Annotated in this window: 11 protein-coding genes; 4 read left to right on the top strand and 7 right to left on the bottom strand. The window is 73.3% G+C overall.

All coding sequences use genetic code 11. From position 1 onward, the window contains the following. Positions 1–37 precede the first annotated feature (37 nt). The 4 genes from Cch01nite_RS18505 to Cch01nite_RS18520 form a co-directional block, all read right to left on the bottom strand. Complete coding sequence (locus Cch01nite_RS18505; protein WP_203757961.1) at positions 38–1,966, bottom strand: glycoside hydrolase family 127 protein; 1,929 nt, start codon at positions 1,964–1,966, stop codon at positions 38–40. Beyond that, the gene (locus Cch01nite_RS18510) at positions 1,963–2,850 is read right to left on the bottom strand and encodes a carbohydrate ABC transporter permease (protein WP_203757962.1); all 888 of its coding nucleotides are present in this window, start codon (positions 2,848–2,850) and stop codon (positions 1,963–1,965) included. Before Cch01nite_RS18510 ends, Cch01nite_RS18505 begins: the two co-directional genes overlap by 4 nt. Positions 2,851–2,856: 6 nt before the next feature. Continuing rightward, positions 2,857–3,786, bottom strand: a complete 930-nt coding sequence (locus Cch01nite_RS18515; RefSeq protein ID WP_203757963.1) for a carbohydrate ABC transporter permease — start codon at positions 3,784–3,786, stop codon at positions 2,857–2,859. Positions 3,787–3,872: 86 nt separating this feature from the next. After that, a complete protein-coding gene (locus Cch01nite_RS18520; protein ID WP_203757964.1) occupies positions 3,873–5,180 on the bottom strand; it encodes an ABC transporter substrate-binding protein in 1,308 nt (435 codons plus the stop codon). Positions 5,181–5,476: 296 nt separating this feature from the next. Here Cch01nite_RS18520 and Cch01nite_RS18525 point away from each other — a divergent pair, with 296 nt between their 5' ends. Further along, the gene (locus Cch01nite_RS18525) at positions 5,477–6,499 is read left to right on the top strand and encodes a LacI family DNA-binding transcriptional regulator (protein ID WP_203757965.1); all 1,023 of its coding nucleotides are present in this window, start codon (positions 5,477–5,479) and stop codon (positions 6,497–6,499) included. A gap of 51 nt (positions 6,500–6,550) precedes the next feature. Here the strand turns inward: Cch01nite_RS18525 and Cch01nite_RS18530 are convergent, their stop codons facing one another. Further along, positions 6,551–7,699 carry an AI-2E family transporter gene (locus Cch01nite_RS18530; protein WP_203757966.1) on the bottom strand — a complete coding sequence of 383 codons (1,149 nt, stop codon included), beginning with the start codon at positions 7,697–7,699 and terminating at the stop codon, positions 6,551–6,553. Between the two features lie 319 nt (positions 7,700–8,018). Here Cch01nite_RS18530 and Cch01nite_RS18535 point away from each other — a divergent pair, with 319 nt between their 5' ends. From Cch01nite_RS18535 to Cch01nite_RS18545, 3 genes are all read left to right on the top strand, one after another. Continuing rightward, on the top strand, positions 8,019–9,026 hold the full coding sequence (locus Cch01nite_RS18535) for a hypothetical protein (RefSeq protein ID WP_203757967.1): 1,008 nt from the start codon (positions 8,019–8,021) through the stop codon (positions 9,024–9,026). A 123-nt stretch (positions 9,027–9,149) separates the two neighbouring features. After that, positions 9,150–13,358, top strand: a complete 4,209-nt coding sequence (locus Cch01nite_RS18540; protein WP_203757968.1) for a bifunctional nitrate reductase/sulfite reductase flavoprotein subunit alpha — start codon at positions 9,150–9,152, stop codon at positions 13,356–13,358. 46 nt (positions 13,359–13,404) lie between these two features. Continuing rightward, on the top strand, positions 13,405–15,105 hold the full coding sequence (locus tag Cch01nite_RS18545) for an AMP-binding protein (RefSeq protein WP_203757969.1): 1,701 nt from the start codon (positions 13,405–13,407) through the stop codon (positions 15,103–15,105). Positions 15,106–15,117: 12 nt separating this feature from the next. Here Cch01nite_RS18545 and Cch01nite_RS18550 read toward each other — a convergent pair whose 3' ends face one another. Beyond that, positions 15,118–15,345 carry a hypothetical protein gene (locus tag Cch01nite_RS18550; RefSeq protein ID WP_203757970.1) on the bottom strand — a complete coding sequence of 76 codons (228 nt, stop codon included), beginning with the start codon at positions 15,343–15,345 and terminating at the stop codon, positions 15,118–15,120. A gap of 57 nt (positions 15,346–15,402) precedes the next feature. Beyond that, a complete protein-coding gene (locus tag Cch01nite_RS18555; protein ID WP_203757971.1) occupies positions 15,403–16,047 on the bottom strand; it encodes a DUF6518 family protein in 645 nt (214 codons plus the stop codon). Positions 16,048–16,093 lie beyond the last annotated feature (46 nt).

Raw genomic sequence — 16,093 nt, forward strand, 5'->3', positions numbered from 1 at the left:
CGGTCGGCCCGCCGCGACCGTCCAGCCCTTCGGGCGATCAGACCGGCAGCCACACCCGCATCGTCGACGGCCCCCGGTTCGCCCAGTCGTGGTAGGCGACGAGCGGCACGTCGAGGGCCCCGCCGTCGAGCACGTCCTGACCGCCCCCGTAGGGCCACGACCGGTCCTCGGGCGCACCCAGCCGCACGCGCGCGACCACCCGACCGTCGACCTCGCGCAGCCCGGCGTCCACGTCGAGCCGCACGTCCGCGACGTCGACGCCGGGGGCCGCACCGGCCGCCACGAGGTCGACCGACTCCAGGGCCAGCACCTCCGGACCTCGCTCCACCGCGACGCACCCGCGGACCGCGTCGATGCGCGGGTCCGGCACGGTGACCCGCGGCACGAGCGGCAGCCGCAGCTCGACGACGTCGCCCGCCGCGAACCGCCGCGTCACGCCCACCGACCCCGGCGCGACCGTCCGGGCCTCCTCCCCCGGCGCCGCGAGCGTCGCGCCGGCGGCCCAGCCGGGCACGCGCAGCGTGAGCGTCCACTCCCGGTCCACGTCGTTCGCCACCCGCACCCGCACGACGCCGTCGCTCGGGTACCGCGTCTCGACGTCGAGCTCCACGCGGGTCCCGTCCGCGAGCGCCGTGCGGACCTGCGCCGGCACGTACTGGTGCAGCTGCACGCCGTCGTCGTCCCGGGTCGCGACGAGCGCGGCCAGGCTGGCGAGCGTGCGGGCCACGTTCGGCGGGCAGCACGACACCGCGAACCACGGCGCCCGCAGCGACGACGAGGCCCGGGGGCTCGCGACGTCGTCGGCCGGGACGGTGCCCGGTCGGCGCTGGTGCAGCGTGTTCGTGTAGTAGAACGCCGTGCCCGCGTGCGACGGCGACGTCGCGACGACGTTGAACAGCGTCCGCTCGACGAGGTCGGCGTACCGCGGGTCCCCCTGGGCGAGCAGCAGCCGCCACGAGAACATGACCGAGCCGACGCCCGCGCACGTCTCCGAGTAGGCGCGGTCGGGCGGCAGCACGAAGTCGTCGCCGAACGCCTCCCCCGTGTGGTGCGCGCCCTGCCCGCCGGTCAGGTACGTCCGGCGCGCGACGGTGTTCTCCCACTGCGTCGTCAGGGCGGCGAGCAGCCCGTCGTCGTCCGTCTCGACCGCGACGTCCACCGCACCGGCCGCCAGGTAGTTGGCACGCACGGCGTGGCCGCGCAGCACCGTGGCCTCCCGGACCGGCACGTCGTCCTGGTAGTAGGCGCGGCCGAGCTCGATGTCCGCGAGCGTCCCGGTGCCCCTGCGCTCGACGAACAGTGCGGCCTGCTCGACGTAGCGCCGCTCGCCCGTCGCGCGGCCGAGCTCGACGAGCGCCGGCTCGATCTCGGCGTGCCCGCAGACGGACCCGATGCCGTCGGGCCCGAACGCCGCGCACACGTGGTCCGCGGCCCGCCGGGCGACGTCGACGAGCCCGTCCTGCGCGTCCGGGCGCGTGCGGAGCCGGGCGACGGCCGCCTGGAACAGGTGCCCGAAGCAGTACAGCTCGTGACCCCACTCGAGGTCGGTGTACCGCGCCGGCTGGCCGGGGCGCCCGAAGTTCGTGTTGAGGTACCCGTCGGGCTCCTGGGCGGCGGCGACGCGCGCCACGATCGCCGTGAAGCGCGCCTCCAGGGCGTCGTCCCCCGTGCGCCCGATCTCCCAGGCCATCGCCTCGAGCAGCTTGTAGACCTCGGAGTCGGAGAACTCCCGGCCCCCGCGCCCCGGACCCAGGGTCCCGGCCGCGGCGGCGTCGAAGTTGCCGATCCAGCCCTCGCGCTCCATCCAGTGCTCGATGTGGGCGAGGCTCGCCTCCGCGTTGACCTGCTGGCGGTGCGCCCAGAACCCGCCGGTGACGCGCACCTCGTCGAGGCCGAGAGGGGTCAGCGCGCCGCGCGAAGGGGCCACGGGAGTCGCGGTCCGGGTGGTGGTCGTCGTCATGGTCATCCCTTGAGCGCACCCGACATGAAGCCGCGCACGTAGTGTCGTTGGAGCAGGAGGAACAGCACGATGCAGGGCAGGGCGAGCACCACGACGCCCGCCTCCGTGGCGCCGTAGTCGATGACGCCCTGCACCTGGACGCGCAGGTTGGACACCGCCAGCGGGAGCGTCATCTTGTTCGTGTCGTTGATGAGGATCAGCGGCGCGAAGAAGTCGTTCCAGGCGGCGAGGAACGCGAACAGGCCCACGGTGATGAGGCCGGGCCGGACGGCGGGCAGCAGCACCCGCCACAGGGCGCTGAACGACGAGCAGCCGTCCACGAGCGCCGCCTCGTCGAGCTCGCGCGGCACGGACTCGAACGAGATCCGCATCATGAACGTCGAGAACGGCAGCTGGAACATCGTCAGCACCAGGGCCACGCCGACCAGCGAGTTGCCCAGCCCGAGCTTGTTGAGCAGCACGTACAGCGGGATCAGGAGCGTCGCGTACGGCACCATGAGGATCGCGAGCGTGAGCATGAACAGCGCGTTGCGACCCGGGAACCGGAACCGCGCGAACGCGTACCCGCCGAGCGTCGAGATCAGCAGCGTGAGCAGCACGCACAGGCCCGAGACGAACGCCGAGTTGGCGAGGTACTGCCAGATGCCCGCCTGGTAGTGCGCGAGCGTGGCGTAGTTGCCGAAGCCCCAGCCGTCGACCTGCCCGGTGCCCGGGTGCGGCGAGACGGACTTCACCGACGTCCACACCAGCGGGAACAGGAAGATCACGGCGAGCGCACCGGAGAACACCCAGAACGGCGTGCGGATCGCGACGCCGGCGAGCGTGGTCGGCGGGGCCGCGCGGTTCGACGGCGTGCGGGACACCGTCGGCTGCAGGGTCGTGGAGGTCATGGCCCCTCAGCTCTCGTCCGAGCCGCGGAACGCCCGCAGCTGGACCACGTTGATGACGACGAGCGCCGCCAGGACGATCACGGACAGCGCCGCCGCGACACCGAGGTCGTTCTGCCCCTGGAACGCGACCGAGTAGATGAGCTGGACCACGGTGATCGTGCTGTTGTCGGGGCCGCCCTTCGTGAGGATGTAGAACTGCTCGAACGCCAGCAGCGACCCGGTGACGCACAGGATCGTGGTGAGCGCGAGCGTCGGCCGCAGCAGCGGGATCGTGATCCGCCAGAACGTGTGCCACCGGCTGGCACCGTCCATCCGCGCCGCCTCGTAGATGTCCGTCGGGATGGCCTGCAGGCCGACCAGCATGAGGAGCATGTAGAAGCCGGCGTACCGCCAGACGATGAGGAACAGCGTCGAGGCGAGCGCGGCGTTCGGGGTGCCGAGGAACGACCACCCGAAGTGCTCCATGAGGGGCGCGAGCGGCCCGACGAGCGGCGAGTACAGGACGTAGAACAGCAGCGACGCCGACGCGAGGCCCAGCGCGCTCGGCACGAGGAACGACGTGCGCAGCAGCCCCTTCCAGCGCGACGACTCCTGCACGAGCATCGCGAGCCCGAGACCGAGGCCGATCAGCAGGACCGTCGCGAAGAACGTGTACTTCAGCGTGAACAGGACCGAGTCGACGAAGAACCGGTTGTCGACGGCGGCGCTGAAGTTGTCCGGGAAGTTGATGCCCTGGTCGCCGCTGAGCAGCGGCCACTTCGACGCGCTCATCCGGAACACGAGGACGAGCGGGACCACGAACAGGACCAGGACGAACAGGGCGGTCGGCGAGGCGTAGCCCCAGCCGCGCAGGCGGTGGCCGTTGCGGCGGCGCCGCGGCTCGGTGCCGGGTGGTGCGGGTGCGGCCGGTGGTGCGGCTGCGGTGTGGAGCGTCATGGGGACCTCTCGGTCGGTGCGCGCGGCACGCGTGCGGGGCGGCGGACGCCCCCGCCGGTGTGGGCGGGGGCGTCCGGACGGGGGGACTACTGGGAGAGCACCGCGGTGATCTCGTCGTTGTCCGTGTCCACCGAGCTGCCGTCGCCGAGCACCGCGTTGCGCACGAGCGTGAGCCACGGGCTGTTCGGCGCGTTGAACGCCTGCTGGAAGTTGAGCGCCACCGGGGTGTCGCCCTTGCCCGCCACCTCGTTGATGGTGACGAGGCGCGGGTCCTTGGCGGCGTACTCGTTGTTGGCGAGGTCGCTGCGGGACACCACGTCGTTGTCCTTGGCCAGCACGCCGACCTGGGCGTCCTCGGACATCATCCAGTTGAGGAAGTTCCAGGCCTGCGACGCGTTCTTGGAGTCCTTGGAGACCCCGATCCCGTCACCGCCGACGAACGTGGAGGCGCCGCCCTTCGGCCCGGGGATGCCCGCGACGCCGACGTCGAAGCCGGTCGTCGACGACAGCAGGGTGGCCGGGTAGAACATCTGGCCGACCTTGCCCTCGGTGAACCCGGCGGTCCACGTCGGACCGGCCTCGTCCTTGGACGACGGGAGCACGGCTCCCGAGTCCCACAGGTCCTTCCACGAGGCGTAGATGCTCTTCGCGGTGTCGCTGTTGAGCAGCGACTCGGTGCCGTCCGCGTTCATCACCTGGTCGCCGTCGGCCCACACCGACGGGAACCACGTGAACACCAGGCAGCCGCCGCAGTTGAGGCCGGTCGCGGTGCCGTACGTGTCGGGCTTGTTCAGGGCCTGGACCGCCTTGGCGTTGGCGACGTACTCGGTCATGTTGGCCGGACCCTTGTCGGGGTCGAGGCCGGCCTCCTTGTACAGGTCCTTGTTCCAGAACAGCATCGACAGGTCGAGGACGAACGGGAGCACGTGCTCCTTGCCGTCGGCCGTGCCGGCGGCGAGGTGGCCCTTGTTGATCGAGTCCTTGAAGCTGAGGCCGTCGATCTGGGCGGTGAGGTCCTGGAACAGGCCCTGCTCGACCCAGTTGGGGACGTAGACGATGTCGGCCGCGAACAGGTCGGGCAGGCCGCCCGAGCCGGCGGCGGCGCCGACCTTCGCCACGTAGTCGTCGTTCGGGACGACGGTGAGCTCCACCTGGTTCTTGTGGGTGTCGTTGTACGCCGCGACGAGGAGCTTGGCCTGCTTCTCGAGCGGTGCGCGGGTCCACAGGGTGAGCGTGGTGCCGTCGTCGGTGCCGTCGGGGCCCGCGGTGACCGCTGCTCCGCCGTCGGTGCTGTCGTCCGCACTGCTGCACGCCGCCAGGCCGACCAGCAGGCCGGCCGTCAGGACCCCGGCGGCCAGGCGCGTGCCTGCCGTCCGGGTGCGGGTGATCCTCATGCTGTCTCCTCGTGCTCTTCGTCGAGCGGGTGCCGGGCAGGCACCCCAGGGGGTCCATGGGGCGAAACCCTTATCGGTTCTTGTGACTCGACCCGTCCCTCCGCAGGCCCCAACGTGACGTCCAGGGGTCCTGACGTGCACCCGAACCGCCAGGTCAGCGTCCGAGCGAGTATCGAAAGAAGCCGAAAAGGTTTTCTGAAGATAGTTCGGCGCAGGGTGGCGCGTCAACGGGTCCTGGCGGTTACAGTTCGATCACGAACCGGGCCGGACCGGTCCTGCACGACTGGAGGTGAGCCGTGGCCCGCACGGACCCCGCACGCGCCGTCACCCTGACGGACGTCGCGCGGCTCGCCGGCGTCTCGGTCGCCACGGCCTCGAAGGCGCTCAACGGCCGCGACCAGGTCAAGGACTCGACGCGCCAGCGGGTCGTCGAGGCCGCCGAACGCCTCTCGTTCAGCCCCAACGCCCTCGCCCGCGGCCTGCTCGCCGGCCGCACCGGCACCGTCGGGCTGCTCACGAGCGACCTCGAGGGCCGGTTCGTCATCCCGATCCTCATGGGCGCCGAGGACGCGTTCGGCGCGGGGCAGGTCAGCGTGTTCCTCTGCGACGCGCGCGGCGACGCGATCCGCGAGCAGTACCACCTGCGCGCACTGCTCGGCCGCCGGGTCGACGGCCTCATCATCGTCGGCCGGCAGACCGACCCCCGCCCCTCCCTCGGCCCCGACATCCCCGTGCCCGTCGTCTACGCCTACGCGCCGTCGGACCACCCCGACGACCGCTCCCTCACGCCCGACAACACCGGCGCCGGCCGGATGGCCGTCGAGCACCTCGTCGCGTGCGGCCGCACCCGCATCGCGCACATCACCGGCGAGCACGCGTACGCCGCCGCCCGGGACCGCGCCGCCGGCGTCCGGGACGCCCTCACGGCCGCCGGGCTCGAGCTCGTCGGCGACGTGATGTACAGCGAGTGGTCCGAGCGGTGGGGGCGCGACGCGACCGCCATGCTCCTCGAGCAGCACCCCGAGATCGACGCGATCCTGTGCGGCTCCGACCAGATCGCCCGGGGCGCCCTGGACATGGCGCACGCCCTCGGCCGGTCCGTGCCCGACGACGTCGCCGTGATGGGCTTCGACAACTGGGAGGTCCTCACGACGAACTCCCGGCCCGAGCTCACCAGCATCGACGCCAACCTGCAGCAGCTCGGCCGCACCGCCGCCCAGTGGGTCTTCGCCGCGCTCGACGGCAAGGACATCGGCACGGGCACCCAGTTCGTCGACGGCCGCCTGGTGATCCGCGGCTCGACGGTCGCCCGCCGCTGACCCGCGCCGCTCGGCTCACCCGCACCACCCCTTCCACCGAGGCAGCGGGCCTCAGGCCGGGAGCGGGGCCGGGTCGTCGGTGGTGGTCGGCGCGGCGGGGTCGCCGTCTGGTGACGGGTGGTCGTCCGGGGACGGGGGCGGTGAGGGTGGGGCGTCGGGGGTCGGGACGGCGTCGTCGCCCGAGAGCCACGCGTACCAGGCGGTCGGCGCGCCACCCTGCAGGAGCATCGCCCGCGTGAGCAGCGTGAGCGGGACCGCGAGGATCGCCCCGAGCGGCCCGATCACGAACGTCCAGAACACCACCGACGCGAAGCTCAGGGTGAGCGTGATGTTCACGGCGTCGGCGACGAACTTCGGCTGCACGAGCACCTGGAGCACGACGTTGACGACGCTGTAGACGGCGACGACGGCCAGCGCGAGCGGCCACCCGCCCACCACGAGGGCGAGCACGGTCGGCGGGATCACGCCCAGCACGAAGCCGATGTTCGGGATGAAGTTCGTGACGAACGCGAGGATCGCCCACACCGCCGGCGCGGGCACGCCGAGCCACAGCAGCGCGAGCCCGTCGATGACGGCGACGATGCCACCGAATGTCGCGCTCACCACGAAGTACCGCCGGACGCCCACGTTCAGCGCGGTCGCCCGGTCCAGCTCGCTGCGCCGCTGCGAGCCGAACAGGGTGCGCGCCCCGTCGTACCGGGCGGCGTCCACCGACATGAACAGCACGTACGTGACGACGACGAACAGGGTGCTCGCCACGGAGACGACGGCGCCGCTCACGGTCGTCGCGACGCTGAGCAGCGCCGACGGGTTGAGGAAGTCCGCCGCGGCGTCGGCGGCCTGCTGGTCGAGCCCGAGCTCGGCGAGCCGGTCGGTCACGGTGTTCGCGGCCGCCTGCAGCTCGGGCAGGAAGTCGCGGACCAGGTCGGCGAACCGGACGCCCGCGAACACCAGCATCGCCATGAGCACCGCCAGGATCAGGTACGCCGTGACGATGACGACGGTGTTCGCGAGCCACCGCGGCCAGCCGCGCCGCTCCAGCGGGTGCCGCATCGGGTGCACGATGACGACGAGCACGGCGGCGAGCACCACGGGCGCGAGGATGTCCTGCGCGGCGTGCACGCCCGCGAGCGCGACGACGAAGGCGGCGAGCGTGAGCAACGTGCGGGTGGCGGGCGCGAGGCCCTGTGGGGAAGCCATCGGTGCGCTCCTTCGACGGGGCTGAGTCCACGAGCTCCACGGGCTCGGTCCACGGGCCGGGTGCCCGCAACATACAAGACGGACGTCCGCGCGCCCGGGAGGCAGGACGCCACGGAGCCCCGGCGAGCGGTGGTGACCGTCAACGGACGACACGGTCCGGACCGCCCGGTTCCGGGCGACGCCGAGGGGCGGTTCGTCCCGGTCTGCCCGGGAACGGCCGGCAGATTCCACCCCGACGTCACCCGGGCGGCCGAGCGCACGGAGACGGGTCGACGCCTACCGTCGAGTGCCGGGGTTCGGGGACGACCGAGGAGCAGGCGTGAGCGCAGCGGGCAAGGACCCGCACCGCCGCGAGGCGGAGCGGTTCGCCGAGCGGCACGCCCGCACGGTCCTGGCACGGACCGACGTCCGGGTGGCCCCGCCGGACGCCCCGGCCGGCGTCGACCTGGTCGGTCCCGACCTCGTCGCCCGCGTGGACCACGAGCACCGCCCGGTCGAACGGGACGCCGTCGAGCAGCTGCACGGCGCCGCCGGGACGCGCGCGGCGGCGTTCTACTCGCGGTCCGGCTACACCAAGACGGCGCAGCTGTGGGCCGACGAGCACCGGGTCTCGCTGTTCGGGTACACGGACGACGGGTACGCGGCACCGTTCAACCAGACGGCACGCGAGCTCGTCCTGCGCGGGCAGAACGAGAGCGAGCACCGGGTCCGGTCGGCGGCGGAGCGCGTCGCCCGGCACGCGACGGAGGCCCGGCTCGAGGCGGAGCGCTTCGAGCGCGAGGCGCACGCGGCGGTGCTGCGCGCCGAGGAGGAGGAGCGCGTGGCCGCGGAGCGGCACCGGGTCGAGCGGGAGCGGGACGAGACCGTCCTCGGCCGCACGGTGGTGCTGCTGCTCGAGATGCGTCTCGACCCGCACGCGCTGCCCGCGACGGTGCAGCGGCTGGCGGGCTCGACGGTGCTCACGACGCTCGCGGACGGCGCCCACCGGCTGTCGACCACGGACCGTCCGTCCGCGCTCGCGCTGGTCAGGTCCATGTTCGACGACGCGGCGGCCGTGCTGGAGGTGCTCACGCCGTCCGAGGGGCGCGACTCCCCCGGCTACCGGGCGACCCGCACCACGATCCGCCGTGGGCTCGACTCCGTCGACGCCGCTGCCGGTCACGGGCGCAGCGGGCACATCGCGCCCGACGACGTCGCGGACCACCTGCGCGCCGCCGAGCGCCGGTGGCGGATGGTCGTCGACGAGCTCGTCCGGCTGCAGCCGTGGGCGTCGCGGCTGTCGACCGTCCCGGATCCGCGGCAGGCCCGCCACCTCGTCCAGCCCTGACCCCGGCCCGGCACCGGGCGGCCCCGGTCCGCACAGCGCGGCGCGCACCGCCGTGAGGCCCTTGTGCCCCGCCCGACACAACCGCGTCACGGTGCGGCAACCGCGGGATGGCTTCATGGGTGCATGGATCCCACGACCGCGCCCGCGACCGACACCGTGAGGTCGTCGTGCTCGTACTGCGGTGTGGGCTGCGGCATGGTCCTGCAGATCGGACGCGACCCGTCGTCGGGCAGACGCACCGTGCTGAAGGCGTCGGGCGACAAGGAGCACCCGACGAACTTCGGCCGGCTGTGCACGAAGGGGGCGACCAGCGCGGCGATGCTGTCGGCGGGCGGCCGCCTGGAGACCGCGTACGTCCGGCCCCGCCGCGACGCCCCGGCGGAGCCGACACCCGTCTCCGACGCCGTCCTCGAGGCGGCCGCGCGGCTGCGCGCGATCCTCGACGAGTTCGGGCCGGACGCGATCGCGCTGTACGTGTCGGGCCAGATGTCGCTGGAGGCGCAGTACCTGGCGAATAAGCTCGCGAAGGGGTTCGTGGGGACGAACCAGATCGAGTCGAACTCCCGGCTGTGCATGGCGAGCGCGGGGACGGGCTACAAGCAGTCGCTCGGCTCGGACGGGCCGCCCGGGTCGTACCAGGACTTCGACCACGCCGACCTGTTCTTCGTCATCGGCGCGAACATGGCGGACTGCCACCCGATCCTGCACCTGCGGATGCTCGACCGAGTCAAGGCAGGCGCGAAGCTCGTCGTCGTCGACCCGCGCCGCACGGCCACCGCCGAGAAGGCCGACCTGTTCCTCCAGGTGAAGCCGGGCACGGACCTGGCGCTGCTCAACGGGCTGCTGCACCTGCTCGTCGAGGCCGGGCACACGGACCAGGAGTTCATCGAGCGGTTCACCGACGGCTGGGACGCGATGCTCGACCACCTCGCCGACTACCCGCCGGCGCACGTCTCCGAGATCACCGGGATCCCCGAGGACGACCTGCGCACGGCCGCACGGTGGATCGGCGAGGCCGAGCGCTGGATGACCTGCTGGACGATGGGCCTCAACCAGAGCACGCACGGCACGTGGAGCACGAACGCGATCTGCAACCTGCACCTCGCGACGGGCGCGATCTGCGAGCCCGGCAGCGGGCCGTTCTCGCTCACGGGGCAGCCGAACGCGATGGGCGGCCGCGAGATGGGCTACATGGGCCCGGGGCTGCCGGGGCAGCGGTCCGTCGTGGACGCCGACGACCGGGCGTTCGTCGAGGACGCCTGGGGGCTGGCCGCCGGGACGCTGCGCACCGACGTCGGCACCGGCACGGTCGACATGTACCGGCAGATGGTCGACGGCACGATCAAGGCCTGCTGGGTCATCTGCACCAATCCAGTCGCGTCCGTCGCGAACCGGAGCACCGTGATCCAGGGGCTCGAGGCGTGCGAGCTGGTCATCGCGCAGGACGTGTTCCTCGACACCGAGACGAACGCGTACGCCGACATCCTGCTGCCGGGCACCCTGTGGGCCGAGTCGACGTACGTGACCGTCAACTCGGAGCGGAACCTCACGCTCAACCAGCAGGCGGCCGACCCGGTCGGCGAGGCGACGCCGGACTGGCGGATCATCGCCGACGTGGCGTGCGCGATGGGCTTCGCGGACGCGTTCACGTACGCGGACGCCGAGGAGGTGTTCGACGAGCTGCGGCAGTTCTGGAACCCGCGCACCGGCTACGACCTGCGCGGCGTCACGTACGACCGGCTCCGCGAGACACCCGTGCAGTGGCCCGCTCCCCCGGGCCGCGACGACGACCGGGCCCCGATCCGCTACCTCAACGACGGCGTGAGCCAGCGGCTGCTCGTCGCGCCCGACGGCTCGACCCCGGAGCTCGCGTTCGCGACGCCGTCGGGCCGGGCGCAGTTCTTCCCCCGCCCGCACATGGACGCCGCCGAGCTCCCGGACGACGCCTACCCGTTCGTGCTCAACACGGGCCGCCTGCAGCACCAGTGGCACACGATGACGAAGACCGGCAAGGTCCCGGCCCTCACCAAGCTCAACCCCGGGCCGTTCGTGGAGATCCACCCCGACGACGCGCAGCGGCTCTCCATCGCCGAGGGCGACTCCATCGAGATCGCCTCCCGCCGCGGCCGCGCCGTCCTGCCGGCCGTGGTGAGCGACCGGGTCCGGCCCGGCGCGTGCTTCGCGCCCATCCACTGGAACGACGCGTTCGGCGAGTACCTGGCGATCAATGCGGTGACGAACGACGCCGTCGACCCGATGTCGTTCCAGCCCGAGCTGAAGGTGTGCGCGGTGACCCTCACCCGCGTGGAGGTGGCCGCCGTGCCCGTCGTCGAGGCCCCTGCATCGACGCCCACGGACGTCCCGGACCCTGCGGCCACGGCCACCGACGTGGCGCTCGCCGCGGTCGGCAGCGCCCTCGGCCTGGAGCCCGCCGCCGCTCCCGACCTGTCCCGCGAGCAGGCGGAGTACGTCCGGGGCCTGCTGTGGTCGATGCGCCAGGCGGGCCGGACGGGCGTCCCCGTCCTCCCGTCGGCGGCCCCCTTCGACCCGGTGACCCGCGCGTGGGTGGACGGGATGCTCGCCGGGCTGTTCTCGCGCGACGGGGGCGTCACGGCCTTCCCGACGACGGCGGTGGCGCCCGGGCCGGGCACGGCGCACGGCACGGCGCCCGCCTCGCCCTCTGCTGCATCCGTGCTCGTGCTGTGGGCGTCCCAGACGGGCAACGCCGAGGAGCACGCGGAGCGGTTCGCCGCCGAGCTGCGGACCGCCGGCCTGGCCGTGGACCTCGTCGGCATGGACCGGTTCGACGTCGCCGACCTCACCTCGGACGGCACCGGCCGCACCGTCCTCCTCGTGACGAGCACGTTCGGCGACGGCGACGCCCCTGACAACGGCACCCGCTTCTGGAACGCGCTGTCGTCGGACACGGTCGGGTCCCTGTCCGGCACCCGGTACGCGGTGCTGGCGTTCGGGGACTCGTCGTACGACGACTTCTGCGGGCACGGCCGCCGCCTCGACGTCCGCCTCGCCGAGCTGGGCGCCACCCGGCTGACGGACCGCGTGAACGTCGAGCCGGGCGAGTCCGAGCCCGCCGACCGGTGGCTCACCACGGTCCGCGGTCTGCTCGCGGAGGCGGGCGACGCCGCGAGCGCGCCGTCCCCGACGACGGCCCCGACGATCGCCCCGACCACGTCGCCGCGACCGACGCCGTCCCGCTTCACCCGGTCGTCCCCCCTGCCCACCCGCCTGGTCCGCAACGAGCGGCTGAGCTCGGAGGGGTCGACGAAGGACGTGCGGAGCTTCGCGTTCGCGGTGGACGACGACGAGTTCGCGTACGAGGCGGGCGACGCGCTGGGCGTGTGGCCGACGAACAGCCCCGAGGCCGTCGAGGAGTGGCTGCACGTCACGGGCCTGGACGGAGACACGGAGGTGGTGCTCGACGGTCAGGAGCCGATGGCGCTCGTCGACGCGGCACGCCACCACCTGGAGATCCTGCGGATCACGCCGGACCTGCTGCGGTTCGTGCAGGACCGGGCGAAGAACCAGGAGCTCGGGCGGCTGCTGCGCCAGGACAACACGACGAGCCTGCAGGGCTACCTGTGGGGCCGGCAGTCCGTCGACGTGCTGGCCGAGCACCGGGTCGCGGCGGACGTCGAGGAGTGGCTCGGGGTGACGAAGCGGCTGCAGCCGCGCCTGTACTCGATCTCGTCGAGCCCGCGCCACCACGAGCGCGAGGTGCACCTGACGGTGTCGGCGGTGCGGTTCGAGCACCAGGGCCGCCGACGGCACGGGGTGTGCTCGACGTTCCTCGCGGACCGCGGCCACGACGCGCACGTGCCGGTGTTCGTGCAGCGCTCGGCCCACTTCCGGCCGCCGGCCGACCCGTCCGCGCCGATGATCATGGTCGGCCCGGGCACGGGCGTCGCCCCGTTCCGGGGGTTCCTGCAGGAGCGCCGGGCGCTCGGGCACGAGGGCCGCAACTGGCTCTTCTTCGGGGAGCGCCACTCGGAGACGGACTTCTACTACCGCGACGAGCTGCGCCAGATGCAGGACGACGGGCTGCTGTCCCGGCTGAGCCTGGCGTTCTCCCGCGAGCAGCGGCACAAGGTGTACGTGCAGGACCTCATGCGTCAGCAGGGCGGCGCCCTGTGGTCGTGGCTGCAGGACGGCGCGCACTTCTACGTGTGCGGCGACGCGAGCCGGATGGCGAAGGACGTGCACTCCGCGCTGCACGAGGTGGCGCAGACGTGGGGTCACCTGTCGCCCGAGGAGGCGTCCGCGTACGTCGAGCAGCTCGCGGCCGAGAAGCGGTACGTCCGCGACGTCTACTGAAAGTTACGCGCTAGTAACTTACGGGACCGTAGGTTAGGCTCGGACGATGGCCGACAACGACCGTCGCTGGTTCGCCTCCTACGCCCCCGGCGTCCCGCACGAGGTCGTCGTCCCCGACGAACCGCTCGGCGCGAGCCTCGACCGCGCCGCCCGGGACTTCCCCGACCGGGTCGCCGTCGACCTCCTCGGCGCCACCACCACGTACGCCGAGCTCGCCGACCTCGTCGCGCGCGGCGCGCAGGTGCTGCACGACCTCGGCGTCCGGCACGGCGACCGCGTCGCGCTCGTGCAGCCCAACAGCACCGCCCACGTGGTCGGGTTCTTCGCCGCCCTGCGGCTCGGCGCCGTCGTCGTCGAGCACAACCCCACGTACTCGTCCACCGAGCTCCACCACCAGCTCGCCGACTCGGGCGCGACCGTCGCGCTCGTCTGGCAGAAGGCCGTCGCCGCCGTCGTCGCCGCCCGCCCCGGGACCGCCCTGCGGTCGGTCGTCGCGGTCGACCTCGCCGCCGACCTGCCCCGACGCACCCGCTGGGCGCTGCGGCTGCCCGTCGCCGCCGCGCGCACCGCCCGGGCCGCGATGCGCGCCGACGTCCCCGCCGGGATCCCGTCCTGGCACCGGCTCGTCGCGGCGGCCTCGCCCCTGCCCGCGTCCCACCCGCGGCCGGGCGGCGAGGACCTCGCGCTCATCCAGTACACCGGCGGCACCACCGGCACCCCGAAGGGCGCGTCGCTGCGGCACCGCAACCTCGTCGCCAACACCGTCCAGGGCCAGGCGTGGACCGGCCACGCCCGCGGCACGGAGACCGTGTACGCGACCCTGCCGTTCTTCCACGCGTTCGGGCTCACGCTCGGCCTCACCTACACCGTACGGATCGCCGCGACGGTCGTCGCGTTCCCCCGGTTCGACGCCGCCGCCGTCCTCGCGGCGCAGCGCCGCCGGCCCGGCACGTTCCTGCCGGCCGTCCCGCCGATGCTCGACCGGCTCGCCGCCGCGGCCGAGGCCGACCCCCGCGCCGACCTCACGTCGTTCCGGTACGCGCTCAGCGGCGGCATGGCGCTGCCGGCCGAGACGGCCGCCCGCTGGGAGCGTGCCACGGGCGGGCTCGTCGTCGAGGGATACGGCATGACCGAGACGGCCCCCGTGGTGCTCGGCAGCCCGCTGTCCCCCGCCCGCCGGCCCGGCGCCCTCGGCCTGCCGTTCCCCAGCACCGACGTCCGCGTCGTCGACCCGCAGGACCCCACCCGGGACGTCGGCCACGGCGAGCAGGGCGAGCTCCTCGTCCGCGGCCCGCAGGTGTTCGCCGGGTACTGGCAGCGCCCCGAGGAGACCGCCGAGCAGCTCCTGCCCGACGGCTGGCTGCGTACCGGCGACGTCGTGCGCCTCACGGACGACGGGTTCGTGGTGCTCGTCGACCGCATCAAGGAGGTCATCGTCACCGGCGGGTTCAAGGTGTACCCGTCGCAGGTCGAGGACCACCTGCGCACCATGCCGGGCGTCCGGGACGTGGCCGTGGTCGGTGTCCCGGGCGGCGACCTCGGCGAGAAGGTCGTCGCGGCGGTGGTCCTCGACGACGACGCATCGCCCGTCGACCTGGCAGCGGTGCGCGCCTGGTGCGCCGAGCGGCTCGCGCAGTACGCGGTGCCGCGCGGGCTCGTGATCGTGCCCGAGCTGCCGCGCTCGATCCTCGGGAAGGTGCTGCGCCGCGTCGTGCGCGACGACGTCCTCGCGCCCCCGGCGGTCTGACGGCCGGGGCGCCTAGCTGTCCCGGCTCCCGTCCTCGTCGGTCGACACCTCGACGATCGTGACGTGCACGCCGACGTCCGACAGCTCGCCGCGCTGAGGCCTGCTGTACTCCTCGGCAGCGGACAGCCCTGCGGTGCGGGGGTCGAGCATCGGAGCGCCGAGGTTGTCCTCGACCGTGCCCCACTCGAGGTCGTCGCCCTGTTCGTCGTCCGGTGCGGCTGCACCCGGGGTCCCGCTCACGTGCCCTCCCCGTTCGTCAGTTCCGGCGGACGCGACGGAGTCGCGACGTCAGGACACCTAGCCCAGCATGCCCAGGACGCCGCCGTAGACCGCCACGCCGCCGAGGGCACCGACCACGATCGCGACGGTCGTCGTCGCCCGGGTGGGCACCCGCGCCAGCGCGAACCCACCCGCGACGAGGCCGAGCGCGACGAACAGCACCGCCTCCTGCCGGTAGCCGAGCCGCAGCCAGTACGCGCCGACGCCCTCGCCGAGGAACGTGGCAGCCGGGGCGGCCGCACCCCACGCCGCCGGCCGCGACCCGTGCTCGCGGGCCCACCGTCCGCAGGCACCGAACAACGGTCCACCGACGAGGGCGCAGACCAGCCAGAACGCCGCCCAGGTGGCGGAGACGCCGAACCCGCGGACCGACGACGCGGCGTAGTAGCCCGCCACCTCGCCGAGGCACGTGAGCATGCCGAGCAGCGCGGCCGAGCCGACGGTCGGCCGGAGGTAACCGACCACGAACGCGACCACGAGCCACGGGCTGGCCGCGTTCGCGAGCGACGACCACGGTGCGTCCAGCCACCCCTGGGCGAAGGACGTGAGCACGCCGACCGCGACGCCGAGCAGGGGAAGCAGCCGGCCCGCCCGGTGCCGGCGAATGGCGGCCCGAGCCTCGACGACGAGGGCTCCCACGGGTTCTCGCTGCGGTGCCGTCATGCACCCACCGTGGCGGCCTGACGCCGACCGGCGCGTCCACCTCCGG

The sequence above is a fragment of the Cellulomonas chitinilytica genome (assembly GCF_016862675.1).
Classification (GTDB): Bacteria; Actinomycetota; Actinomycetes; order Actinomycetales; family Cellulomonadaceae; genus Cellulomonas; species Cellulomonas chitinilytica.